Raw genomic sequence first — 23230 nt, 5'->3', positions numbered from 1 at the left:
TGGGGGCTTGGGCGCTGGCGGGGCGTCAGGGGCGGAACGGGAACCCGTACAGGTGGACGGAGACGTGCTCGCGGTCCGCCGTGTCGCCGGCCGCCCGGGCGGCCTTGCCGCGCTCTCGCCAGCGCCGGGACAGCTCCTGCAGCTCCTCACCCAGCGCGGCGAGTTCGGCCGGGTTGAGGTCGAGCAGCCATTCGGAGCTGAAGGCCGCGTCGGTCCACTCCTTTCCCCAGGCGGCGCCCTGTCCCAGGTACGCGCGGTACTGGGCGGTGCGGGAGTCGATGAGACCGTGCGTCACCGCGCCCACGACGGCGGCACCCTCCGGCGTCCCGGTGAGGTCGGACTCCCGGAAGCCCCAGCCCTCCTCGGAGGCGACCTGCCACCACCGCTCCCGGCCGTCGGTGCTCCGGCCGCTCGCCTCGGCGACGAAGCCGTGCTCGGCGAGCTTGCGCAGGTGGTAGCTGACCAGCGAGGGCGCCTGGTCGACCTGCTCGGCGAGCTGCGAGGCGGTGGCGGTGCCCGCCGCGTAGAGGAGGCGGTAGAGCTGCATCCGCAGCGGGTTGGTGAACGCCTTCAGGCGGGACAGGTCGGTGATCCGGTCGGTCTCGGGCTGCTGCGGTTGCTGCGGCTGCTGGGGCATGCCACCACGGTAGATCCGAAGGGAAAGTTGCGCAATAAAAATTTTGCATCGGGGGGTGCCGGGCACCGAACTGTGTGAACTACGTGGAACTACTTGGAACTACCGGAGACGGGTCGCAGTCCGGACGAGGTCGGCGACGGCTCTGGACCGGCTGTGCGGCGGCCAGGCGATCACGGTGGTGACCTTCGGCGCGTCCAGCACGGGCACGGCGGCGAGGTCACCGTGCAGTTGGGCTCGGCACGACTCCGGTGAGACCGCGCAAGCACGGCCGAGCGCGACGAGCTGCAACAACTGCGCGTGGTCGCGGACCTGCGGGCCGGGGCCGGGCTGGTAGGTGCCGTCGCGGCAGGGCCAGCGTGGCAGGGGCAGGCCGGGCAGCCCGGTGATGTCGGCCATGTGCACATGGGTCCGGACGGTGAGCGGATGCCCGGCCGGCAGGACCACGACCTGGCCCTCCGTGCCGAGTTCCTCGGTGTGGAACCCGGCCGTCGAGTCGAACGGCCGGTGCAGCAGCGCCACGTCGGCCCGGCCCTCGCGCAGAAGGCGTTCCTGCTCGGCCGGGCCGCACAGGATGACGTCGACGGGGACCGCGCCGGGTTCGGCGGCGTACGCGTCCAGCAGTTCCGCCAGCAGTTCGCGGGACGCGCTGGCCTTCGTGACCAGGACCAGGCCGGGACGGCCGGCCGAGGCAAGGGCGGCGCGGCGGGTCCGGCGTTCGGCCGCCTCGACCGCGTCGAGGGCCGCCCGGCCCTCGGCCAGCAGCACCGAGCCGGCTTCGGTCAGCGTGACGGTGCGGCTGGTCCGGTCCAGCAGCGCTGCCCCGAGCCGGCGCTCGAGCTGCTGGATCGCCCGTGACAGCGGCGGCTGAGCGATCCCGAGCCGCTCCGCGGCGCGCCCGAAGTGCAACTCCTCGGCGACGGCCACGAAGTAGCGCAGTTCCCTGGTCTCCATCCGGCCACCGTACTCCGGATCGATACCCGGACGGTATCGCTGCCCACCCAATCGGTCTTGGACCCCCGCCGGGGTCCGAGAGCAGCATGGTCCCCATGAGCGAACGAACGATTGCGCTGGTCACCGGCGCGAACAAGGGAATCGGCTACGAGATCGCCGCGGGCCTGGGCGCCCTCGGCTGGAGCGTCGGCGTCGGCGCCCGCGACGACCGGCGCCGCGAGACCGCGGTGGAGAAACTGCGCGCGGCCGGCGTCGACGCGTTCGGCGTACCGCTGGACGTGACCGACGACGCGAGCGCGACAGCCGCCGCACGGCTGATCGAGGAACGGGCCGGGCGCCTCGACGTGCTCGTCAACAACGCCGCCATCACCGGCGGCATGCCGCAGGAGCCCACCCGCGTCGACCCCGCCACCATCCGCACGGTCGTGGAGACCAACGTCATCGGCGTCATCCGCGTCACCAACGCGATGCTGCCGCTGCTGCGCCGCTCCGCCTCACCGCGGATCGTGAACATGTCCAGCTCTGTCGGCTCCCTCACCCGGCAGTCAGAGGCCGCCGGTGAGCTGACAGTAGGTCCGGTAGCCGCGGCGTACTCGCCGTCGAAGACGTTCCTGAACGCCGTCACCCTCCAGTACGTCCGGGAGCTGAGCGGCACGAACATCCTGATCAACGTCGCCTGCCCCGGCTATGTCGCGACCGACCTCAACGGCTTCCGGGGCGTGCGCACCCCCGAACAGGGCGCGGCGATCGCCGTCAAACTCGCGACCCTGCCCGACGACGGCCCGACGGGCCAGTTCTTCGAGGACGCCGGCGTCGTGCCCTGGTGACGTGCACGGCGGTCAACACCCGCGCGGCCACCGGGGGTGAGGCCGCTTCGCCCACGCGTCTCGAACAGGTTCGTCGACGCCCCCGGTCTGACACCGTGCCCGGTGTCAGACCGGGGGCGGCGTCGTCAGCCTCGCCCGCCGGGAGCGGCGGCGAGGCGGCCGAGCATCGCCATCACGACGATCCGCGCGTCCTTGTCGTTCGTCACCGTGCAATGGGCGTCGACGCCTCGCTCGTCCGGTGCCTCGTCCGGCTCGGCGAGGCCCAGCCGGATCAGGTCGACGGCGTACTCGTGGTACCGGGAGTGGTCCGCCGCGGCGCTCACGGCTTCGACGTGGTCGATGCGGTCGGGGTCCGCGGCGCGCAGCAGCGCCGGGGTCGGCGGCGGGCCCAGCTCCTGCCCGATCCACTCCGAGACGGCGTCCCGGGGGCAGCCCGGCTCGAGCTCCGAACTGGCCGCCGCCGTGAGTGCCAGGTGGATGAGGAGGGTCCCGAACCAGGTCGCGGCCTCGGCCGGCGGTGTGTCCGTTCCCGCCGGCGGCATCACGGCCCGGTACAGCGCGGCCGCGTCATCGGCGTGCGCGGCGGCGGAGACCGCCTTCACCGCGCGGCCGAGGGCGGCCTGGTCGATGGTCATGTCGACGGTTCTCCCTGCAATCGGCGACCGCCAACGTACCGCTCCGGCGCGGTGAACCGCTGGTGAAGCGCGGATTCGCCCCGATCCGCGCGCGGGTGGTTGACGGCGGTTCCCGAACGCGGGTGCGGCACACCCGCCGACGGGGGCACCGCCTGGGTGCCCCCGCGCAGCTTCCTCCCGCGCCACCTCGTGTCCTCACAGCCCGGGCGGAGCGCGGTGCGGGCGCCGTAACGGCGCTGAATCGATCTTCTCGGCCGGTCGCAACACGCCGTTCCTACGGTGGCTCCCGTCGGGGAGCGGCCCCGGCTGCCGGTGGAACGCGATGCGCGGAGCCGCCCCGGCACCCGTACGGCTGAGGGGGCACTGTGGCGGGGACGGACGCGGGCCGGGTGCGGACGGTCTGTTCGTACTGCGGCGTCGGCTGCGGGGTCGTGCTGGACCTGAAGCAGGACGCGGACGGCCGCCGGACCGTGGCCAAGGTGTCGGGCGACAAGGACCACCCCGCCAACGGCGGTCGGCTGTGCACCAAGGGCGCGACCCACGCCGACCTGCTCGCCGCCCCCGGGCGGCTGGAGACCGCGCTCGTGCGCGGCGCCCGGGGCGAGCCGGCGGTGCCCGTCGACGTGGACGCGGCGGTGGCGGCCGTCGCCGGTCGGCTGCGGGCGGTCCTGGACGAGTACGGTCCGGACGCGCTGTCCCTGTACGTGTCGGGGCAGATGTCGCTGGAGGCGCAGTACCTGGCGAACAAGCTGGCCAAGGGCTTCATCGGGACCAACCAGATCGAGTCCAACTCCCGGCTGTGCATGGCCAGTGCGGGCAGCGGCTACAAGCTGTCGCTCGGCGCGGACGCCCCGCCCGGCTCGTACCAGGACTTCGACCGCGCTAACGCCTTCCTCGTCATCGGCGCCAACATGGCCGACTGCCACCCCATCCTGTTCCTGCGCATGATGGACCGGGTCAAGTCCGCCGGGGCCAGGCTCATCGTCGTCGACCCCCGGCGCAACGCCACCGCCGACAAGGCCGACCTGTTCCTGCAGATCCGGCCCGGCACCGACCTCGCCCTGCTCAACGGGCTGCTGCACCTGCTCGTCGAGAACGGCCACACCGACGAGGAGTTCATCGCCGGCTTCACCGACGGCTGGGAGGAGATGCCCGGCTTCCTCGCCGACTACCCGCCGGCGAAGGTCGCGGAGATCACCGGCCTCGCCGAGGCCGACATCCGGCAGGCCGCGCGGTGGATCGGCGAGGCCGGCGACTGGATGAGCTGCTGGACGATGGGCCTCAACCAGTCCACCCACGGCACCTGGAACACCAACGCCCTGGTCAACCTCCACCTGGCCACCGGCGCCATCTGCCGCCCCGGCGCCGGGCCGCTCTCGCTCACCGGCCAGCCCAACGCCATGGGCGGCCGGGAGATGGGCTACATGGGCCCCGGTCTGCCCGGCCAGCGCTCCGTCCTCGTCGACGCCGACCGCGCCTTCGTCGAAGACCTCTGGGGCATCGAGGCCGGTACGCTGCGCACCGAGGTCGGGCGCGGCACGGTGGAGATGTTCGAGCGGATGGCCGCCGGTGACATCAAGGCGTGCTGGATCATCTGCACCAACCCGGTCGCCTCGGTCGCCAACCGCAAGACCGTCATCGCCGGTCTGGAGGCCGCCGAACTCGTCGTCACCCAGGACGTCTTCGCCGAGACCGAGACCAACGCGTACGCGGACGTGGTCCTCCCGGGCACCCTGTGGGCCGAGTCCGACGGTGTGATGATCAACTCCGAGCGGAACCTCACCCTCGTCCCCGGCGTGGTCACCCCGCCCGGCCAGGCCACCCCGGACTGGCAGCTCATCGCCCGCGTCGCCTGCGCGATGGGGTTCGCGAACGCCTTCACCTACGCGAACTCCGAGGAGGTCTTCGAGGAGATCAAGCGGGCCTGGAACCCCCAAACCGGCTGGGACATCCGCGGCGTCACCTACGAGCGGCTGCGCGGGACACCGGTGCAGTGGCCCGCCGCGCCCGGCGGGCCCGACCGCAACCCCGTCCGCTACCTCAACGACGGCGTCAGCCAGGCCCTCCTGGAACGCGAGGACGGCACCCGGCCGCAGCTGGTCTTCCCGACCGGAAACGGGCGCGCCCGGTTCTTCCCCCGCCCGCACCTGCCGGCCGCCGAACTCCCCGACGACGACTACCCGTTCGTCCTCAACACCGGCCGCCTCCAGCACCAGTGGCACACCCTCACCAAGACCGGGAAGGTCGCCAAGCTCAACAAGCTCAACCCCGGGCCGTTCGTGGAGCTCCACCCCGAGGACGCCCAGCGGCTGGGCATCGCGGAGCGGGACCACGTCGAGATCACCTCCCGACGCGGCCGAGCCGTGCTGCCCGCCGTGGTCACCGACCGGGTTCGCCCCGGCAACTGCTTCGCGCCCTTCCACTGGAACGACCTGTTCGGCGAGTACCTCAGCATCAACGCCGTCACCAACGACGCCGTCGACCCGGTCTCCTTCCAGCCCGAATTCAAGGTCTGCGCCGTCACCCTCGCCAAGGCGGCGGTTCCGGTGCCGGTGGCGCCGGTGCCCGTGGCCCGACCCGAGAGCGAGCCTGCTGCGGACACGGCGGATGGCGCACCCTCCCCTGAGCAGGACGCCGTACCCGCGCTGGCGGCGATGCTCGGCCTTTCCGACCTCGTGCCGCCTCCGCTCGCCGAGCACGAGCGCCGCTACCTCGCCGGCTACCTCTCCGGTGTCATGCTGGCCCCGCCCGGCCAAGGGATTCCGGTTCTGCCGCCCGGCGCCCCGTTCGACCACGAGACGGCCCGGTGGGTCGACGGCGCTCTCGCCGGCCTGTTCTCCCGCGTCGCCGCACCGGGCGGCCCGCAGGTGCCCTTCGGCGGACCTGCCCCGGACGCCGCCCCGGTCGCCGCCCCGGTCACCAGCCCCTCGACCCGGCGCCTGCTCCTGCTGTGGGCATCCCAGACCGGTAACGCCGAGGAGTTCGCCGCCGCCGTCGGCACCCGGATCGCCGAGTCCGGCCGCGTTCCGGACCTGCGCCCCATGGCGGAGGCGACGCCCGCCGATCTCACCGCCGACACCGACCTGCTCGTCGTCACCAGCACGTTCGGCGACGGCGCTGCCCCCGACAACGGCGCCGACTTCTGGCAGGGCCTCAACACGCCCGACACGCGGCGGCTGGACGGCCTGCGCTACGCCGTCCTCGCGTTCGGGGACTCCGCCTACGGTGACTTCTGCGGCCACGGCCGTCGCCTCGACGAACGCCTCGCCGAACTCGGCGCCATCCGCCTGCACCCGCGCACCGACTGCGAACCCGACTACGAGGACGCCGCCGGAGCCTGGCTCGACGCCGTCCTCTCCGCCCTGTCTGCTCTCTCCGCTCTCGACGAGGAGTCGCGCCCCACGGCAGCCACCGCACTCCCGGCGGCCGGAAGCACGTCGCCCGCCCCGCCGTCCGCCCCGCCGTCCGCCCCGTCGCCCGCCCCGCCGTCCGCCCGACCGACCAGGAACGACCCCTACCCGGCTCCCCTCTCCGGGAACGAGCTGCTCAGCCTCCCGGGCGCCGACAAGGAGGTCCGCCGCTTCACCTTCGACATCGGCGACCAGGTCGAGTACCAGGCCGGCGACGCCCTCGGCGTCCGTCCCACCAACCGCCCCGACCTCGTCGCCGAATGGCTCGCCATCACCGGCCTCGATCCCGGCGCCGAAGTCGTCCTCGCCGGCACCAGCACCGCCACCTTTGCCGACGTCCTCCTCCACCACCTCGACATCACCCGCATCACCCCCGAGCTGCTCCGTACGGTCGCCGACCGCACCGGCGACCGCGAACTGAAGCGGCTGCTCCGCCCGGACAACAAGGACGGCCTGGCGAAGTGGAGTTGGGGGCGTCAGGCCGTCGATCTGCTCGCCGAGTTCCCGGTCCGCCTCGGTGCCCAGGAGTGGGCCGACCTCCTCAAGCCCCTCAAGCCCCGGATGTACTCGATCTCCTCCAGCCCCCTCGCCACCCCGGGCAGGGTCAGCCTCACCGTTTCCGTGCTCCGTTACGAGGGCCCGCGCGGCCACGCCCGCAAGGGGGTCGCCTCCACCTTCCTCGCCGATGCCGAACCCGGCACCGAGGTGCCGCTGTTCGTGCAGGGCTCCGCCCACTTCCGGCCGCCCGGCAACCCCGACACCCCGGCCGTCATGGTCGGCCCCGGTACGGGTGTCGCCCCCTTCCTGGGCTTCCTCGACCAGCGGCGCGCCCTCGGCCACCGGGCCGGCAACTGGCTGTTCTTCGGCGAACAGCGCCGCGCCACCGACTTCTACTACCGGGACGAACTGGCCGAACTGCACCGCGACGGGACGCTGTCCCGCGTCGACCTCGCGTTCTCCCGGGACCAGCGCAACAAGGTCTACGTCCAGGACCGGATGCGCGAACACGGCGCCCAGCTCTGGTCCTGGCTCCAGGACGGCGCCCACTTCTACGTCTGCGGCGACGCCTCCCGCATGGCCAAGGACGTCGACCGGGCCCTGCGCGACATCGCCGTCGCCCACGGCGGACTCGACGAGGACGGCGCGGCCGCGTACGTCAAGCAGCTCGCCGCCGACAGGCGCTACGCCCGCGACGTCTACTGAGGCCGTGCGTGCGGCTCAGCCCCGCCGAGGCCGTGACCGGGCGACCGTCACGGCCAGGGCGGCCAGCCCCGCCGCCACTCCGGCAGCGACCACGGCCGGCCAGCCGCCCTGCGCCCAGGCGAGCGAGCCGACCGTCGAGCCGACGGCGATGCCGGCGAAACGCAGGGTGAAGTAGCAGGTGTTCAGCCGGTTGTGCGCCCCCGGCGAGAGGGTGAACAGGGCGCTCTGGCAGGCCACTTGGTTGCCCCAGATGGCCACGTCCAGCACCACCACGCCCGCGGTCAGCCAGCCGAGCGAACCGCCGCCCGGCAGCAGGAGCGCCCACCCCGCGAGCACCGCCACCACCAGCGCGGCCGGCCCGCGCCGCGCGCCGAGCCGGTCCGCGAGCCGTCCCGCCGCCGGGGACAGCAGCGCGCTCGCCGCGGCGACCAGCCCGAACAGGCCGATCACCGTTGAGCCGAAGCGGTAGTGCTGGTCAAGCAGGAGGGTCAGCGCCGTCCAGAAGGCCCCGAAGGAGACCCCGACCAGGGCGCCGGACACGGTCACCCGCCGGACCAGCGGCTCGGCCGTGAACAACCGGGGCAGTGAGGCCAGCGCCGCGCCGTACCGGACCGCCCCGACCGGTGGGAGGGCGGGCAGCGTCCGCCGGAGCACCAGCGTCAGCAGCAGGGTGAGCCCGGCGGAGCACCAGAAGACCGCTCGCCACCCCGCGACCGAGGCCAGCGCACCCGCGTACGTGCGCGCCCCCAGCACCCCGACCAGCAGCCCGGCCTGGACGACGCCGACGGTCCGTCCCACCGGCCGTCCCGCGGCCTGTCCCGTGGCCCGTCCGCCGGCCAGTGCCACCGCGAGCGGCGCGACCAGCTGCGGCACGGGGGAGACCAGGCCGAGGACGAACCCGGCGGCCGCCAGCCAGCCCGGGCCGGGGGCCAGCGCGCAGGCGGCCAGCGCCAGTGCGGCGGCCCCGCTCAGCGCGCAGATCAGCCGACGGCGGTCGACGCAGTCGCCGGCCGGGACCAGCAGCGCGATCCCGACGGCGTAGCCGAACTGGGTGGCGGTCGGGACGGCGCCCAGGAGGGCGGGGCTGCTGTGCAGGGACCGGGCGGCGGCGGCGAGGAGCGGCTGGCTCAGGTAGACGTTCGCGGCTGTGACAGCCGAGGCGGCGGCGAGCAGCACGATCGGCACCCCACGGGTGGGGGCGGCAGGCGAGGGGCGGGAGGGAGCGGCGGTGTCGATCACGTGAGTCCACGCTAGGCAGGTCGGGCCTGGCATGCTGTCGCGCGAACGCCGAGAACTGTCGAGAGTGTGCCAATGCACGGCAAGAGCGAGAACCGCGAGGACTACCAGCACGTGCCCAGGCCGCTGGCCGCGATGGCACGCGACCTCCCCGACGGCCACCACATCCCGCCGCACCGGCACCGCCGGGCGCAGCTGATCTACGGGACCAGCGGGGTCATCACGGTCGTCACCGACCGGGGCAGCTGGGTGGTCCCCGCGACCCGGGGCGTCTGGGTCCCGCCCGAGACCGAACACGCGATGACCTGCGCCGGCCGGGTCCGGATGCGCACCGTCTACGTCGAACCGCGGGCCGCACCCGAGCCGCCCGGCGAACCCACCGTCGTCTCGGTCTCCCCGCTGCTGCGCGAGCTGATCGAGGCCGCCACCAGGATCCCGCTGGAGTACGACCCGCACGGGCGGGACGGGCGGCTGATGGACCTGCTGCTGTACGAACTGGAGCCGCAGCCGGTCCCCGCCCTGCACCTGCCCGTGCCCGCCGACCCCGAACTGGAAAGACTGTGCGCCGCGATCCGGGCCGACCCGGGCGCGGACTGGACGACCGCCACCGCGGCCGCCCACACCCACCTCAGCCCCCGCACCCTGCAACGCCGCTTCCCCCACGCCACCGGCATGACCCTGGCCCACTGGGTGCAGCAGGCCCGCCTGCTGCACGCGGTGATCCTGCTCGCCCGCGCCACCCCGGTCAGCACCGTCGCCGCCGACCTCGGCTACGCCACCCCGAGCGCCTTCAGCGCGATGTTCCGCCGTTCCCTCGGCGTCACACCGACCGGCTACTTCGACTGAGGGCCCCGGGACCCTGGGGCAGGACAACGGATCATCCCGCATTCAGGTTCATCCGAATTCTCGTCGGGCCGGGGTGACGTGAAAAGGCGCCAGGTTTCTCGGTCATGCATATGGATTCCGTCAGGAGCGGCGAGACGGAGGATTTCGAGGTCTACGATCCATCTTTGTCGAGAAGAAAGACGGTTCTGACATGAAACCCTGTCCCGCCTGAAACGAGCCCTGGCCTGCGGGGTCGCCGCAATCGCCATAGCCTCGGGCCTGACCGTGCAGGCCGAGGCCGCGCCTGCGGCCGCCCCCGTCGACAAGACCTGCGGAACCCCGTCCGTACCGGGCGGCGGCAACTGCATGACCTCGCTGATCAGCTCAGCCTTCGAAACGATCAGGCTCATGCGCGGCGCCGCGAACTCCAACAAGCTGGACAACGCGGAGTTCACCCAGAACACCGCGTCGAAACTGAGCCGGCAGTCTGCTCGACGCGATCATGACCGAACGCAGACGCCTGAAGGATCGGTTGGCAGAAACCGAGGTCCCGTACGGGAAGGCCTATGCGGCGGCGGAGGCGGCAGGTTGGACCACGGAGGAACTCGCGAGGCTGGGGGCGGAGATGCCTGCCCGCCGCCCCAAGGGGAGGCCCAGGAAGCAGCCTGGGAGCACCCGAAATCCGACCCCGGGGCCATTGCCCGCCGGTGCGGGGAGCTCGAACACGGGGACGTACGCGCTGGCCGACTGATGGCGGGGATCATCACGGAATGGACGGCCATTCAGGGAATTTCGTGAGGCGGCTGACGGCAGCGAGTTAGTGTTCGTCGTTACATTGACCGCGGAGTGATCGGCCCGGCGGCGGTTGCGAGAGCGTTCGAAGGCCCGATTGCGGTGTTCCGCGAGGGCACCCGGGCCGTCATCCCGAGTCGCACCCGGCAACCGGATTCTGTCCGGGCAGGACGATGGCTGCGAGCGGCTGCGCTTCCTGTGCTCGGTGGAGGAGCTCGGCCAGGCGGCGTGGCCCGTGAGCGGTGAGCGCAGCGACCGCGCTCGTCCGGGGCGCCCCTGCCCACCAGCCGTCGGCCGGAAGCCGGACGGGACGCAGCTCGACACCGGCACGGTCGAAGACGGCGGGCTGGACGTACCTCAACCCGCCTGTGCCGCAGAGGTAAGTGCTGGCTCCGACCGCCAGGCATAAGTCGGTCAGGCGCTGCGACCGGTCGGAGCCGGCGTGCAGATCGCTGCTGGCTACCACTTGGCCCCTCCAACCGACCATCGACAGCAGTAGCAGCGTGGACTCCTGGGCCACCGCCGCGATCCGGTCGGTGCGTCCGAAGACGTCGAGGAAGGCGTCCAGCCCGTCCCTGAACGCCGGCCAGTGAGGAGCGGTCTGGTAGTGCTCCCGGAGGAGAACCGCGCTTCGGCGGCGGCTGCGCATCGGGTCGACGATCCGGGCATCCCGGATCAGCGTCGCCCGACCGGCCGGGAGGTGGGTGGGGATGCTCAACCACCTGGTCGGGCCGGGTGCACCGTTCGCCGGCGCGAGGCGGGCACGGTGCTGGTAGTCGCGCCGGGCGAACTGGACGTCGTCGAGGACGACCCACACATCCGCGGCGAACAACTTGGCAAGGGTGGAGAGGCGAGGGAATACGTTCGGCTGGTGGACGGCGCACACCGGCCCGACGGACGGTGCCGTGTCAGCCGAGCAACTTGCTGTCGAAGCCGTCGGCCAGAAGCCGCTGGTACGCGTCACGGACTGCCTCCGGAACATCCTGGGCGACGGCGAACCCGAGCCCCGGATACTCGATCACCCGCTGGAGATCGCCCACGAGGCTGTCGATCACGAGCTTCTCGTCGCCGATGGTCTTCACGTAGTCGTTCAGGTTCATCTGGGTGGAGGTGCACACCACCTCGACCTCCGGCCACGCCTGGCGGCACGTCGCGTACGCCCGGCGCTCCATGTAGGGCATGCTCACCAGCAGCACCGACCGCACCTCGACGCCGGCGGTCTTCAGGACCTCCCGCGAGAATCGGATGTTCTGCCCGGTATTGCGGGCCTGGGGCTCCAGGTGGATCGCGTGCTCGGGCACCCCGAGGGAGACGGCGTGCTCGGTGAAGTGCACGGCCTCACCGCAGGGGAAGTGGTCGGGCCGGGACGGGTTGAGCCCGCCGGTGAAGACGATCTTCTGAACCAGGCCGTCCAGGTACAGTGCGGCCGTCTCGGCCGCCACGCCGAGATCGTGGCAGCCCAGACCGATCGCCACATCGCACGGCCGCCGCTCGTGGCCCATCTGGTGGTAGCCCCAGATCAGCGCGGCGTCCGCCCACTGCCGGTCGGTGATCTCGCGATGCTGCGCGTCCGCCACGTTCTTCTCCCACTCACTAAAGGCACGGCGCCCGCTGGAATCCGGACCGGATTCCTTGGATGCTCCTCCGTTGGTGGGTCATACCGTACTTGTCCGCAATGTGCTCGGCCCGGTTCAGCAGGGCGAGCCCCTCCTCGACGGTCGCACGGTCGCTCAGCAGAATGTGACCGTGCGCGGTGGTCAGCCGGACGTCCTGCATCGGCGCTGAACCGGTGGTGTTCGTCCGCGCCACCGCGATCAGCCGGACGGCCTCCCCGAGATTCCCGGCGCCGCGGTGCGCGAGCGCGAGCTTCTGATTCGCCGTGGCCCAGTCCTCCACCTCGCCGAGGTTCTCGAACACCCGGATCGCGGATCGGGTGATGCTGATGGCCTGCTCATGTTCGCCCTGCTTGTCGAGGGAGGTGCCGACCCACAGGGCCGCCCGCGTTCGATCCCGCGCGCTGAGGCGGACGTCGCCGGCCAGCTCGGAGTACCGGGCTGCCGCAGCGGAGAGCTGTCCGGACATCTCCGTCACCACTGCCAGCGACAGATCCAGTTGGGCCGTCCGCCGGGGTATGTCGAGCCGGGTGTACAGCTGCCGCGCCTGGGCGTACGACGCAGACGCCGACAGCGGGCCGACCAGTGCCCCCTGATCACGGCGAAGGTCACCCACCAGGGTCGTCGAGCGGGCCAGCAGGTAGAGGCCGCGGTCGTCGAGATCGGCCGTCGGCCAGCGTGAGCGCCAGCGTTCCAGCAGACCTCCCGCCAACGAGAAGTCCTGACGGGCTGCGGCCAGAACCGCCCTCTCGATGTCTTCCGCCCACGACTCGTACTCCCACGCCCGCGGCCCGGCCTGGACCTCCGCGAGGACCGGTGCTCCGGTCTGCTGCATGACGAGGGCTTCGAAGCGAAACCGGGCGCCGGGGTCCGACTGGCGCAGCACCGTGTCGAAGATCGCCTGGGTGTCCGGTCTGGGACGGGTGCTCGCCCCCAGCCTCTCCCAGTTCGACACCGCGCGTACCGACATGCCCAGGATCGCAGCCCAGTCCCGGACGGACTTGCGGCACGCCAGTCGCAGAGCCCTCGCTTCGAGCCCGGTCCACACGATCACTGCCGTCATCGCCACCTCCCGCTCCGGGCAGCCATCGAAGCACTGCGGGCAGTGGCGGTGCGCCGAAACTGCCACGGAACTGCCACGGCACGCGATTCCGTCGCGATCGGGACTCCGGCAGTCTCGAAGCAGACAGCCTGGCCGATCGGAAGGATTCGTGCCGAATGCTCACCGAGCAGCTACCCGTTCCGCTGCCCGTCGTGGTGGGACTCCTCCGCACGGCGGTTGCCACGGCACTGCCGCGCCGACAGGCACTGACCGGTGTCCTCGATTCCTTCTGTGAACAGCGGGAGCTCCACCTCGCTGACGTGATCACCGACGACGGCGCGGAACCCGACGTCCTCCTCGCCGGCATCGAGGAGCGGCGCGACCTGTACGCCGTCGTCCTGCCGACGATCGTCCATCTCGGCAACCAGGTCGACGCCGACCGGCGGCGCCGGCACCTTGAGGCCGCGGGCATACGCCTCCTGGTTGCTCGAGGCCGACCGGTCAGTACCTGCGGACAGGGTCGGCCGGCGTGACCTGTTCAGAGGATGTTCCATCCGAACTGGTCCTGGCCGGACCTCAGGCCTTGGATGCGGCGACGGACCTCCGCGAGCGTCGGGCTTCCGTACGGCGCCCGCTTCGCGTTCGTGGTGATCATCCGTAGCTCCCGGAGTCCGCACAACACGGGGTAGCCCTGCCATGAGGTGACATCGAATCCGTACGCGTCGGCGAACTCCCGGTAGTGGGAACGGCCGTAGCCGAAGCGGCGGCAGTGGATCTCGACGGTGACGAGGTCGAGTTCCGGCGGCCCGAAGCACGCGGTGTCCCAGTCGCACAGCACCGCGGCATCACGGTGGTGGAGGGCGTTCCGGTGCTGGGGATCGCCCTGGAGAAGCCCCGGGGGCAGGACGTAGCGCACCTGGGGGAGAGCACCCTCCAGCTCGGCCAAACGCTGTTCCAGGTAGGTGAGATCGTCCGGCGGCAACGCGGTGATCGCCGTGAGCGACTGCCTGACCGCCCCGGCCGTGTCGACGGGGCGGACGTCGAAGGGAGGAGGTGGAAGTTCGTGAAGCGTGCGGAGGGGAAGCGCGAGGTGGGCCGCCGGGACGGGGTGATCAGGCTGCGGCAGGTAGTGCCAGAACGTCACGGCGTGACCGTCGGCCACGACCGGTTGCCGCACCGGCAGAAGTTCGACGGTCGGGAAGTTCTTGTCGGCGAGCCACTGCACCAGCTGGACCGTACGGCGGACGGTGTTCAGGGATGTTCCCGCTCGGGCGACCTTGGCGACCACCCCGGCGGCCGGCAGCAGGTAGACGGCGTTGGTGTGACCGCGCAACATGACGGCGTCCGACGGGTCGAGTCCGACCTGGTCGCAGACGGCGGTGAGGACTTTGACAACCTCGGATTCGGCGAACCCGCCGATCCGGACAACCGGAGCACTCATATCTGCCAGGCTGACGGGCGACGGGTGCATCTGTCACGTCGCGCCGGTCGGAAGGGCCAGGAGTTCCCCGAGTTCTCGGGCGGCGCGGGGGCGCACGTTCTCCGGCGTTATCTTGATGATGTCCGCGGCCCGGGCACCGAGGATCTGGGTGCGGTGGTCCTCGGGCACCGTCAGGTAGGTGTCGCGGGCCAGCTGGCAGGCTTCGGAGACGCTGCGCTGTCGGACGAGGCACATGGCCTGCTCCAGGCGCAGCAACGCCGGGTCGATGCCGGTGCGGTCGGTGTAGAGACGAAGCGCTGCGTCCTGGGCCTGCCCGGCTCTCACCGTGTCGCCGAGCGCGGTGTAGGTGCCCGACAGGTACAGCTGGAGCCGCCGGTAGGGGAACGCCCAGGCGTCGTCCTCGGTGACCGTCTGTCGACTGCGTTCGAACAGCGCGAGGGCCTGCTCCAGTGCTGCACGGGCGCCCGCTTCGTCGCCTTGGTGCGCCTTGACCCGGGCGTCCGCGGCGGCGGCGAACGCGCCCGTCGTGGTCGGGCGCCCGCGGTTGAGGAGAACGGCCTCGTGGGTGAGTGCCGCTGCCTCGCTCAGCGGCCCGTAGTAGAACGGCAGCATCGCCGCTTGAATCCGCACGCGTGTCCGCAGCTCGCGGTTGCCGCTGTCGTCGGCGGCCGACTTCGCCGTCCCGTACCAGTCCCAGGCCAGCTCCTTGCGTCCGAGCTTCATCAGGGCGTCAGCGATCAGCGTGGACAGCACGGCGATCATCTCGGACAGACGCACCTGCACGAGAGCCGGCTGCCGCTCCTCGGAGTACTGCCGGACCTCCTCCAGGTTCGCCAGCAGTCGTGCGAGCATCACCGTCGGGGCACCGCCCACGTAGTCCCGCCGCAGAGCGAGGAGCTTTCCGTCCAGCGACTCCAGCTCACCGGCGGTGAGCGTCGTACTGGCCAGCGTGCGCTCGACAGCGCGGCGGTGGGAGCTCAGCACGGCGTCGACCGGGTCGGCGAGGCCCAGCCCGACGGGGAGCGATGCGGGGCGGGGCGCCGGGACACGAGGCGTAGCGATCACCGGGAGCGCGGCCAGGGACCGGCAGGCGTCCGTGCGGTAGCCGCCGGAGAGACCGAGCCCCTGCGCGTCGGTCTCGTACAGGCGGCACAACAGGTCGATGGTCTGGGCCCGAGGCATCCGGAGGTTCCGTTCCCACGCGCCCAGCTGCTCAGAGTCCAGGCTCGGACGAGCGAGTCCCAACGTCGCACATCGCGCGATCAGTTCGTCGACCGCGCGGCCACGCGTCCACCCCCGCGCCAGACGATGGGCACGGAGCCGGCTGACGCCGCAGCAATCGACGATCACGGCGACCATCGTGTCGATCGTCCAGCCGTTTGCCTCGGCACTGGCCCTGGTGCGCGCTGCGCAGGACGGCCTGTGAGTCATGGCCCACCTCCCTGTCACCAGCCAGCAGCTTAGCCGTCGAACTCGCTGACTAAGAATCAGAAACAGTAACTGATTACCGGTTTGCCGCAGCACCGGAGTTCAAACCGGTGAGTTCGACCAGGAACAGTAACTTCTGTCGTTTGCCTCTCTGCCATCACGCGGCGAATCTCTGTGGAAGCGCGGTGGCCACCGTTTATCCCCCCGCCAACGGCCCGGGAATACCTGCCGACGTTCAGCCCGGAGGAACAGCCATGCACCACATCCTGACGATCAAGGAACAGCTCACGACGGCGTCCCTCGGCGCCATCCGCAACCGGCTGGTCGACGAGGTCGCGAAGGCCGGCATCGGCCTCGACAAGCTCCGGGCGTACGCGCTTCGCGTGTGCTCCTCGGAGTTCATCGACAACGCGATCAAGCACGCCTGCGGTGCGTGCAACGGCGACGGCGCCGAGCTGCTGATCGAGGGTGACGTCGACCGGGAGCGCGGCCGGCTGCGGATCACCGTAACGGACCCCGGAACCGTCGTACCGGTGATGAGCAGCACCATCGACGACCCGGATGCGACCGGCGGGCGAGGGCTCGTGGTCGCGGCCGGTTACGCGGACGACATCGGATGGCACCAGCGCCTCAACACCCTGGGACAGCCCACCGGTTGGTCGGTGTGGTTCGAGCTCGACGTCGATCTGGAGGTGTTCGGCCAGGCCACCGCCGTTGCGGCGGAAGTGCAGCCGAGCGCCGCCGCACAGCTCTCGGAGCGCCGACTGAAGGTCATCTCCGGGCTCGCCCGACGGGGCCTGGCCAGGCTGCACTGGCCGACCCGGCGTCAGCGGGATTCCACCGCTGCGTAGTCGGCGGCCCCACCAGCGGCCGGGCCCTACCACGAAGCCGGTGGCAGTCACCTTCCCACCTGACGGACAACCGTCCAGCCCAGCAACGATCTGAGGAGAACTGCGGTGACGTTCAACAGCGATGCCTTCGACACTCTGCAGGCATGGGCTGTGCAGAAGCTGTCAGGCGTGCCGTTCGCGGACGGGGTGCCGCTGCTGGCGCTGGATGACGCGCTCGCCCGCATCGCCCGTGAGCTGCCTCGGCTGGGAGGCCCACAGTTGGCCAGTCCCTCGGTGGATCTGCTGGCGGTCGCCGTCACCAACACCGCCACGCGGATCCGTCGCAGCGGCCTGGACGACTCCCGAGCTCTCCTGCTGGGCATCCTGGCCGACGAACTGCGCGACGCGGACGAAGCCTTGGACCGAGGCGATCACCGCGGCGCCGTCGACCGTGTCCGCCGGGTGTGCGCCATGGCCGTGTGCCTCGACGAGCTCACTGGCCACGCGGCGCGAGGACACGAGCCGATGCCCACGGGCCGGCGCGGTCTGCCGGAAGCCAATCCGCGCGAGGGCCTACGGGCGCTGCCGTCGATCGCGGTGAGCTCGTCGCCCACGGCGACGCCTTCGGACGCCGCGGGTGACGTTCCGTGGAACGGGCCGAGTCTCGGCGATGTCGTTCTGGGTGAGCACCTGCGCCACCTGCGGGAGTGCCGAGGTTTCACCCGAACCGATGTCGCGGACCGGCTGCCGGGTGAGGCCCACGCGGATGCCCACGACCTCGCCGAGCTGGAGGCCGGCACCAGCCAGGTGCTGTACGAGGCCGCTCGGCAAGGCCAGCTCACCGCCTACCTGGAGGCCTATGGCGCGGGTGCCGTCGCGGCTGCCGACGTCCGGCGCGTATTGGCCGCCGCGCAGGCGGCCCGGCCCGGCTACTTCCCGGACCAAGGGCCCGGCTGGCCGCACCACTACCGAATCCTGGAAGCTCGGGCCGACACCGTGGTGCTCGTCGGTGCCGTCACCATTCCGGCGGCGCTGCGCACCGCGCAGTACGAGATGGCCATGTCGTTGGAGGCGCCCACGATACGCGTGCCGGGCGGCGTGCCCGAGCCTCCGATGAGCACCGTGCCCGGTGATGGCTGCCAGGCCTGTTCGATCTACCGGTCGGACCTGCTTGCCAAGCCGGGGGTGGCCGGTACCTGGCAGCGGGCGCTGAACGGTGCGCGCGCCGAGGCGTTCGACGCGCGCCTCCGTCGCCTCGGCACGCCGGAGGCGACGCTGCTCCTCAGCGCGGACCTCCTGACGTGCCACGGCACGTCGCCCCGCGTCCACGCCGCGCAGATGGTCCACCTCGCCACCCTGGCCCGCACGACCGCACTGCGGGTATGCGTGCTTCCGCCGGACCGCGGAGTCGTCCTGGGCTGGGACGCGGCGGAACTCCGCGTCGGTGAGCGGACCTTGACCGTGGCCTGGTCGGTGTTCGACGTCACCTACCAGGAAGGCTCTCGCCTGCGGATGAGCCTGGCGCTGGACGCGGCGCTGCCGCCGGAGCCGAGCATCACGCTTCTGGAACGGGCGACGGCCGGAGACTTGCCCAGGCGGAGGCGGTGGTGAGGGGCCCATCGGCCTCCGGCCTCGCAAAGGCCGGGCTGGCCCTGCCGCCCATGCGGCTTGGCGGCGCCGGACCGATGACGGCACCGTCGATCCCGGCCGGTCTCGTCTTCGGGCACCCGTGCCGGGACTGCGGCCACCGTCCGCGGCTCGTCGGCGGCCACGCCGTCGTCCTGGACCTGGTCTCCAGGGGGTGGGACTCCGTGGAGGTCGACCGGGCGTACGGCTGGCGGTGGGGTGCAGCGGCCCTGTACACGCGGGTGGCCGCGCGTTGCCTCCACACGGGCAGCACTGTCCACGCCATCGACGTCGCTGTGCGTGCCGGGCTCCTCCGCCTGCCCGGCCGCCCGGCCGACGACCGCCTGCTGGTCACCGACGTCATGCGGACCACCGGCCAGCTGATCGCCGACGGCCACACCAGGCAAGAGATCGCCGTGATCAGGGGCGTCGGCATCAAGGCGGTGTCCACGTCCGCCGGGCGCCTGCGCGAGAGCCTCCACGTGGGCACCGACGCCGAGGTGGTCCTCGCTCTGCACGCCCTCGGACTGCTCAACACCCGGCACCCGTGCCCGTGCCGCCCTCAAACCGACACCGCCGCCGAGAGCGCTCCGCGTTGTGGGTACGCGTCGCCGGCCTGACGGCGTTCCCAAGACTTCGCCCGGCCACGCCAGCTGGGCGGACCGGTGCCGATCGCAGGCGTCCCCCGCCCGGCGGCCGGCACCAACCCCGATCCCCGATTCCGGGGGCCGGTCCGAACCGAGAATGAGGGAGTGACACCATGTCCGTCCTGACCGACCGACTGCCCACCCTGAACATGGGCATCGACGCCGAGCCGCCCGGCCCGCTCGCCACCCGCCCGTTCGGGCTCGACGCCGTCACCAACCCCGTGACGGTCGTGCCGCTGCCCGTCGTCACCGTCGACCCGCACACGCAGCTGTCCTTGATCGACGGCCGCGTGGCCCTGGACATGCCGACCATGGAGGGGTCGGGTTGCCAGACCGAGAGCGACGGCCAGACCGTGATCAGCGTCGACTACGACCAGAACGACGACTGATGACCAACGGCATCGGGAGCACGCGGGGCGTCTCGCCCCGCGTGCTCGTCATCACCCACGACCTCGACCCCACCGCCGACTACGTCCTGCGCGAGCTCAACGCGCGGGCCGTCCCGTTCTGGCGCACCGATCTCGCGGCCTTCCCGCAGCGCATGACCATGCGGGCCGAGCTGCGGCCCGATGGCGCGTGGGGCGGCTCCCTGGCCGGGCCCCTGCGCGGGATCGACCTGTCCGAGGTCACCTCCGTGTGGTGGCGCAAGCCCACCGCGTTTCGGTTCCCCGACAGCATGTCCGGCCCGGAACAGCGGTTCGCCGCCGGGCAGGCCAAGCGAGGGTTCGCCGGCGTTCTCGGCTCCCTTCCACAGGTGCTGTGGGTCAACCGGCCCGAGCGCAACGCCGACTGCACGAAGCCCGCGCAGCTCACCGCCGCGGTCGAAGCCCGCCTGCGGGTGCCGGCCACCCTGGTGACCAACGACCCCGAGGCCGTGCGGGACTTCGCTGAGCGGTGCCGGGGGCGGATCATCACGAAGGTGCTCGGTGGGATCGTCCACACCGAGAACGGGAAGCGTGGGCAGATCTACACCACCAGGGTGCCCTCCGACCGGTGGGATGACCCGCGTGTGGCCCTCACCGCACACCTGTACCAGCAGGAGATCACCGACAAGGCGTACGAAGTCCGCGTGACCTGCGTGGCCGGGAAGCTGTTCCCCGTCCGGATCGACGCCCCCGACGCCCCCGGACGGCTCGACTGGCGTACCGACTCCAAGCACCTCGACTACTCTCCGATCGGGCTCCCTGAGGCCATCCGGACGGGGATCCTGGACATGCTGTGGCGCCTCGGACTCGTCTACGCCGCCATCGACCTGATCGTCGACCGGGCCGGAACACACTGGCTGGTCGACGTGAACCCCGGCGGGCAGTGGGCGTGGATCGACTGCACCCGCGACGCCGTCACCACCGCACTGGCCGACCTTCTCCAGAAGGGCACCCTGTGACCACCACCGACCTCACCACTGCCGCCGAGCCGACCGCCGACACGCTGCGTGCCGCCCTGGTGGACGCGCTCACCGCCGATGGCTCCCTGACCGAGCCCGGGTGGGAGGCCGCCTTCCGTGACGTTCCCCGCCACCTGTTCGTTCCGTACTTCTACCGGCAGGGCCCCGACGGCCGGCAGCAGTGCATCGTCGGCGACGACCCCGATCACGCCGCCGAGTGGCTGCGGACCGTTTATACGAACCGGCCCTTGGTCACCCACCTGATCGGGGGGAACGCGGCTTCGTCCTCCACGCAGCCATCGCTGATGGCCGCGATGCTGCAGGCCCTCGGCGACGACTTCGACGGCCCGGTGAAGGAGATCGGCACCGGCACCGGTTACAACGCCGCCCTGCTCGCCCACCACTTCGGCTCCGACCGGGTCGTGACCGTCGACGTCGACCAAGACGTGACGGCCGAGGCCCGACGCCGACTCGATGCGACGCCGTACCGGCCGACCGTGGTCACCGCCGACGGCGCCGCCCCCACCGGCACGGACGGCCCGTTCGGGGCGATCATCGCCACCTGCGGGCTCGACCGCATCCCCGCCGCGTGGCTGCCCGAGCTCGCCCCTGGCGGCGTGATCGTCGCCCCGCTCGGCGCCGGAGTGATTTGTGCCGAGAAGACCGGCTCCGACGAGGCCACCGGTCGCTTCCTGCCGACCGGCGCCTACTTCATGCCACTCCGCACTGTCGGGGACAGCGGCATCATCCGCCGCCCGTCCCTGTCCACCGCCGGCGCTCGCCCGTCCGCCCTCGGCGCCGACGTCGTCGTGGACGAGACGTTCCGCTTCCTGGTCAGCGTCGCGCTCGGTCGGCTCGGTTGGGACTACGACTTGGTCGACGCCGGTCGGCCGGTCGGTGCCTGCGTGTGGGACGGCGCCGGGTCGATCGCTGAACTGCGCACCGACGGCACGGTCATCGAGGCCGGGCCGCGCTCCTTGTGGGCCGAGCTCGAGGCCGCCCACCGGGTGTACGAGGCCAACGGGTGCCCGGGCCGCGACCGGTACGGCGTCACCGTCACGGCCGAGCGCCAGGTGGTGTGGCTCGACCAGGCCGACGGTCTGAGTTGGACGCTGAAGGCAGGCTGAGCGGGAACGGCGAGGGCCTCACCGCGCTGGTGGGGCCCTCGCCGATCGTCGGGTCGCGCGCCCGGCAGCAGATGGCCGAAGTCGCCGGGTCTCGCGGCAATCCGATTCCTGATCCGGATGTGCTTCCGGTCCGGCGTCCGTGGCGTCACCGGATGCCGGACCAGGACCACAGGGACGCCACCGTGCCGGCGCCCGTCGGCGGCCCAAACCGGGGTACGGCGAGACCCGGTCAGTGCATGGCCGGCCAGGGGACGGTGGTCTGGGCCGGGGCGGCGTAGTCGGTGCCGGGGACGTGCCAGCCGTAGAGGCGGCCGACCTGGGTGTGGAACCAGTCGGTGTCGGCGAGGTCGGGCAGGGTGTCGGTGGTGGCGGCGGCCCAGCGGGCGTGGATGTCGGCCTGGACCTTGGCGTCCAGCTCCCAGCCGTCCAGGCGGATCCGCTGCTCCTCGTCGAGCTGGAGCGGTGCCGCGCCGGTGAGTTGCTGCCAGAGGGTGGTGGCCTGCTGGGCGGTGCTGCGGAAGTCGTCGCCGAGGGCGGCGCGGAGCAGGCTGGTGTAGAGGGCGATGGACGGGATGGCGGTCGAGGCCTGGGTGACGGCCGCGCCGGCGACCACGGTGTGGGCTTGGCCGCCGAGCGGGGCGAGGCGGTGCTGGAGGTGGCGCGCGGTCTCCTCCAGGTGCTGCTTGGCCGCGCCGATGGTGCCGGCCCGGTAGATCGGCGCGGTGAGGTCGGAGCCCACGTAGGAGAGTGCCACGGTGTGGAAGCCGCTGCGGATGAGGCCGCGGTCCGCCAGGGCGTCGATCCAGAGCTTCCAGTCGTCGCCGCCCATGACCCGTACGGTCGCCTCGCGCTCCGCGTCGTCGGCGGGGTCGAGTTCGAGGGCGCCGACGACCGGGGTGTCCCCGTCGAACTGCAGGGTCTTGGCCCGGTAGGCGGACCCGAGCGGCTTGATCGCCGAGTGGTGGACCTCGCCGGTGGCGGGGTCGGTGCGGCGGGGCGCGGCGACGCTGTAGACGAGGTAGTCGACCCGGCCGTACCGGGTGGCGAGGTGGTCCAGCGCCTGCTCCTTGGCCGCGGTGGCGAAGGCGTCCGCGTTGAGGAAGGTGAAGTCGGCGTCGGGCCCGGCGAGTTCGGCGGTGCGGGCGGTCCGGTACCAGCCGGCGGAGGCGGTCCGGCGCTCGGTCTCGGGGGCCTCGAAGGCGATGCCGACCCCGCGCATGCCGTGGGTGCGCAGCGCGGCGACGGTGGCGGCGAGGCCGTACCCGGCGCTGGAGCCGATGATCAGGGCGACCGGTCCCTCCGCGCCGGCGGGGCCGCTGGGCGCGGGGGTCTGCTGCCACAGGTCGTCGACGACGGCGGCGCAGCCCCCGGGGTGGGAGTTGACGTAGAGGAAGCCGCGGTTGCCGGGCTTGATCTGGCGGAGGGTCATCGCTGTCCGTCCTTCGTGCTGATGGAGTGCCGCGCGCCCACTCCGGGCCCGGCCGCTGCTCCATCTTGGTCCGGCCGGTCCGTGCGGTGATCTGGCGACATGTGCCAGCGTCCGCGCACCGATCTTGTCGGTTCCGCCCTCGTGCTG

20 protein-coding genes are annotated in these 23230 nt (G+C 71.9%); 10 read left to right on the top strand and 10 right to left on the bottom strand.

Annotated elements, in window-relative coordinates; all coding sequences use genetic code 11:
• Nucleotides 1–25: 25 nt before the first annotated feature.
• Both ACYP53_RS21030 and ACYP53_RS21025 read right to left on the bottom strand, forming a co-directional pair.
• Nucleotides 26–637, bottom strand: a complete 612-nt coding sequence (locus ACYP53_RS21030; protein WP_459648501.1) for an ArsR/SmtB family transcription factor — start codon at nt 635–637, stop codon at nt 26–28.
• A gap of 99 nt (nt 638–736) precedes the next feature.
• The gene (locus ACYP53_RS21025; protein WP_459648500.1) at nt 737–1588 is read right to left on the bottom strand and encodes a LysR family transcriptional regulator; all 852 of its coding nucleotides are present in this window, start codon (nt 1586–1588) and stop codon (nt 737–739) included.
• 95 nt (nt 1589–1683) lie between these two features.
• On the opposite strand from ACYP53_RS21025, the gene ACYP53_RS21020 reads away from it, so the two are divergent.
• Nucleotides 1684–2415: an SDR family NAD(P)-dependent oxidoreductase gene (locus ACYP53_RS21020; RefSeq protein ID WP_459648499.1), complete on the top strand. Its 732-nt coding sequence runs from the start codon at nt 1684–1686 to the stop codon at nt 2413–2415.
• Nucleotides 2416–2540: 125 nt separating this feature from the next.
• On the opposite strand, the gene ACYP53_RS21015 is transcribed toward ACYP53_RS21020, so the two are convergent.
• Nucleotides 2541–3050 (bottom strand): hypothetical protein, encoded by a 510-nt coding sequence (locus ACYP53_RS21015; RefSeq protein ID WP_459648498.1) that lies wholly within the window; start codon nt 3048–3050, stop codon nt 2541–2543.
• Between the two features lie 365 nt (nt 3051–3415).
• On the opposite strand from ACYP53_RS21015, the gene ACYP53_RS21010 reads away from it, so the two are divergent.
• A complete protein-coding gene (locus ACYP53_RS21010; protein ID WP_459648497.1) occupies nt 3416–7663 on the top strand; it encodes a molybdopterin-dependent oxidoreductase in 4248 nt (1415 codons plus the stop codon).
• Between the two features lie 15 nt (nt 7664–7678).
• On the opposite strand, the gene ACYP53_RS21005 is transcribed toward ACYP53_RS21010, so the two are convergent.
• Entirely contained in the window at nt 7679–8902 is a 1224-nt protein-coding gene (locus tag ACYP53_RS21005; protein ID WP_459648496.1) for an MFS transporter, read from the bottom strand.
• Nucleotides 8903–8974: 72 nt separating this feature from the next.
• Here ACYP53_RS21005 and ACYP53_RS21000 point away from each other — a divergent pair, with 72 nt between their 5' ends.
• The gene (locus ACYP53_RS21000; RefSeq protein WP_459648495.1) at nt 8975–9745 is read left to right on the top strand and encodes an AraC family transcriptional regulator; all 771 of its coding nucleotides are present in this window, start codon (nt 8975–8977) and stop codon (nt 9743–9745) included.
• Nucleotides 9746–10643: 898 nt separating this feature from the next.
• On the opposite strand, the gene ACYP53_RS20995 is transcribed toward ACYP53_RS21000, so the two are convergent.
• Genes ACYP53_RS20995 through ACYP53_RS20985 form a run of 3 tightly spaced genes read right to left on the bottom strand, consistent with a single transcriptional unit; the run spans nt 10644 to nt 13192 of the window.
• Nucleotides 10644–11480 carry a WbqC family protein gene (locus tag ACYP53_RS20995; RefSeq protein ID WP_459648494.1) on the bottom strand — a complete coding sequence of 279 codons (837 nt, stop codon included), beginning with the start codon at nt 11478–11480 and terminating at the stop codon, nt 10644–10646.
• Nucleotides 11425–12093, bottom strand: coding sequence for a YdcF family protein (locus ACYP53_RS20990; RefSeq protein ID WP_459648493.1), 669 nt, complete (start codon nt 12091–12093; stop codon nt 11425–11427). Before ACYP53_RS20990 ends, ACYP53_RS20995 begins: the two co-directional genes overlap by 56 nt.
• Nucleotides 12094–12109: 16 nt before the next feature.
• Entirely contained in the window at nt 12110–13192 is a 1083-nt protein-coding gene (locus tag ACYP53_RS20985; RefSeq protein ID WP_459648492.1) for a hypothetical protein, read from the bottom strand.
• A gap of 155 nt (nt 13193–13347) precedes the next feature.
• Between ACYP53_RS20985 and ACYP53_RS20980 the strand changes: the two genes are divergently transcribed.
• Nucleotides 13348–13704 (top strand): hypothetical protein, encoded by a 357-nt coding sequence (locus ACYP53_RS20980; RefSeq protein ID WP_459648491.1) that lies wholly within the window; start codon nt 13348–13350, stop codon nt 13702–13704.
• A 5-nt stretch (nt 13705–13709) separates the two neighbouring features.
• On the opposite strand, the gene ACYP53_RS20975 is transcribed toward ACYP53_RS20980, so the two are convergent.
• Nucleotides 13710–14612, bottom strand: a complete 903-nt coding sequence (locus ACYP53_RS20975; RefSeq protein WP_459648490.1) for a phosphotransferase family protein — start codon at nt 14610–14612, stop codon at nt 13710–13712.
• A gap of 33 nt (nt 14613–14645) precedes the next feature.
• Nucleotides 14646–15794: an XRE family transcriptional regulator gene (locus ACYP53_RS20970; RefSeq protein WP_459648489.1), complete on the bottom strand. Its 1149-nt coding sequence runs from the start codon at nt 15792–15794 to the stop codon at nt 14646–14648.
• 500 nt (nt 15795–16294) lie between these two features.
• Here ACYP53_RS20970 and ACYP53_RS20965 point away from each other — a divergent pair, with 500 nt between their 5' ends.
• From ACYP53_RS20965 to ACYP53_RS20940, 6 genes are all read left to right on the top strand, one after another.
• Nucleotides 16295–16891 (top strand): ATP-binding protein, encoded by a 597-nt coding sequence (locus tag ACYP53_RS20965; protein ID WP_459648488.1) that lies wholly within the window; start codon nt 16295–16297, stop codon nt 16889–16891.
• A 105-nt stretch (nt 16892–16996) separates the two neighbouring features.
• Entirely contained in the window at nt 16997–18481 is a 1485-nt protein-coding gene (locus ACYP53_RS20960; protein ID WP_459648487.1) for a Scr1 family TA system antitoxin-like transcriptional regulator, read from the top strand.
• Nucleotides 18482–18555: 74 nt separating this feature from the next.
• Nucleotides 18556–19116 (top strand): hypothetical protein, encoded by a 561-nt coding sequence (locus tag ACYP53_RS20955; protein WP_459648486.1) that lies wholly within the window; start codon nt 18556–18558, stop codon nt 19114–19116.
• A 140-nt stretch (nt 19117–19256) separates the two neighbouring features.
• Nucleotides 19257–19532 (top strand): putative ATP-grasp-modified RiPP, encoded by a 276-nt coding sequence (tgmA, locus tag ACYP53_RS20950; RefSeq protein ID WP_459648485.1) that lies wholly within the window; start codon nt 19257–19259, stop codon nt 19530–19532.
• On the top strand, nt 19532–20527 hold the full coding sequence (locus tag ACYP53_RS20945; protein ID WP_459648484.1) for an MvdC/MvdD family ATP grasp protein: 996 nt from the start codon (nt 19532–19534) through the stop codon (nt 20525–20527). The genes tgmA and ACYP53_RS20945 overlap by 1 nt, the downstream gene beginning before the upstream one ends.
• Nucleotides 20524–21654: a methyltransferase domain-containing protein gene (locus ACYP53_RS20940; RefSeq protein ID WP_459648483.1), complete on the top strand. Its 1131-nt coding sequence runs from the start codon at nt 20524–20526 to the stop codon at nt 21652–21654. The genes ACYP53_RS20945 and ACYP53_RS20940 overlap by 4 nt, the downstream gene beginning before the upstream one ends.
• A gap of 229 nt (nt 21655–21883) precedes the next feature.
• On the opposite strand, the gene ACYP53_RS20935 is transcribed toward ACYP53_RS20940, so the two are convergent.
• Nucleotides 21884–23083 (bottom strand): enoyl-[acyl-carrier-protein] reductase FabV, encoded by a 1200-nt coding sequence (locus ACYP53_RS20935; protein ID WP_459648482.1) that lies wholly within the window; start codon nt 23081–23083, stop codon nt 21884–21886.
• Nucleotides 23084–23230: the final 147 nt, after the last annotated feature.

This window comes from Kitasatospora sp. Ki12, assembly GCF_054601375.1.
The sequence above is the reverse complement of the archived record's forward strand: the minus strand, read 5'-3'. Positions and strand labels throughout refer to the sequence as shown.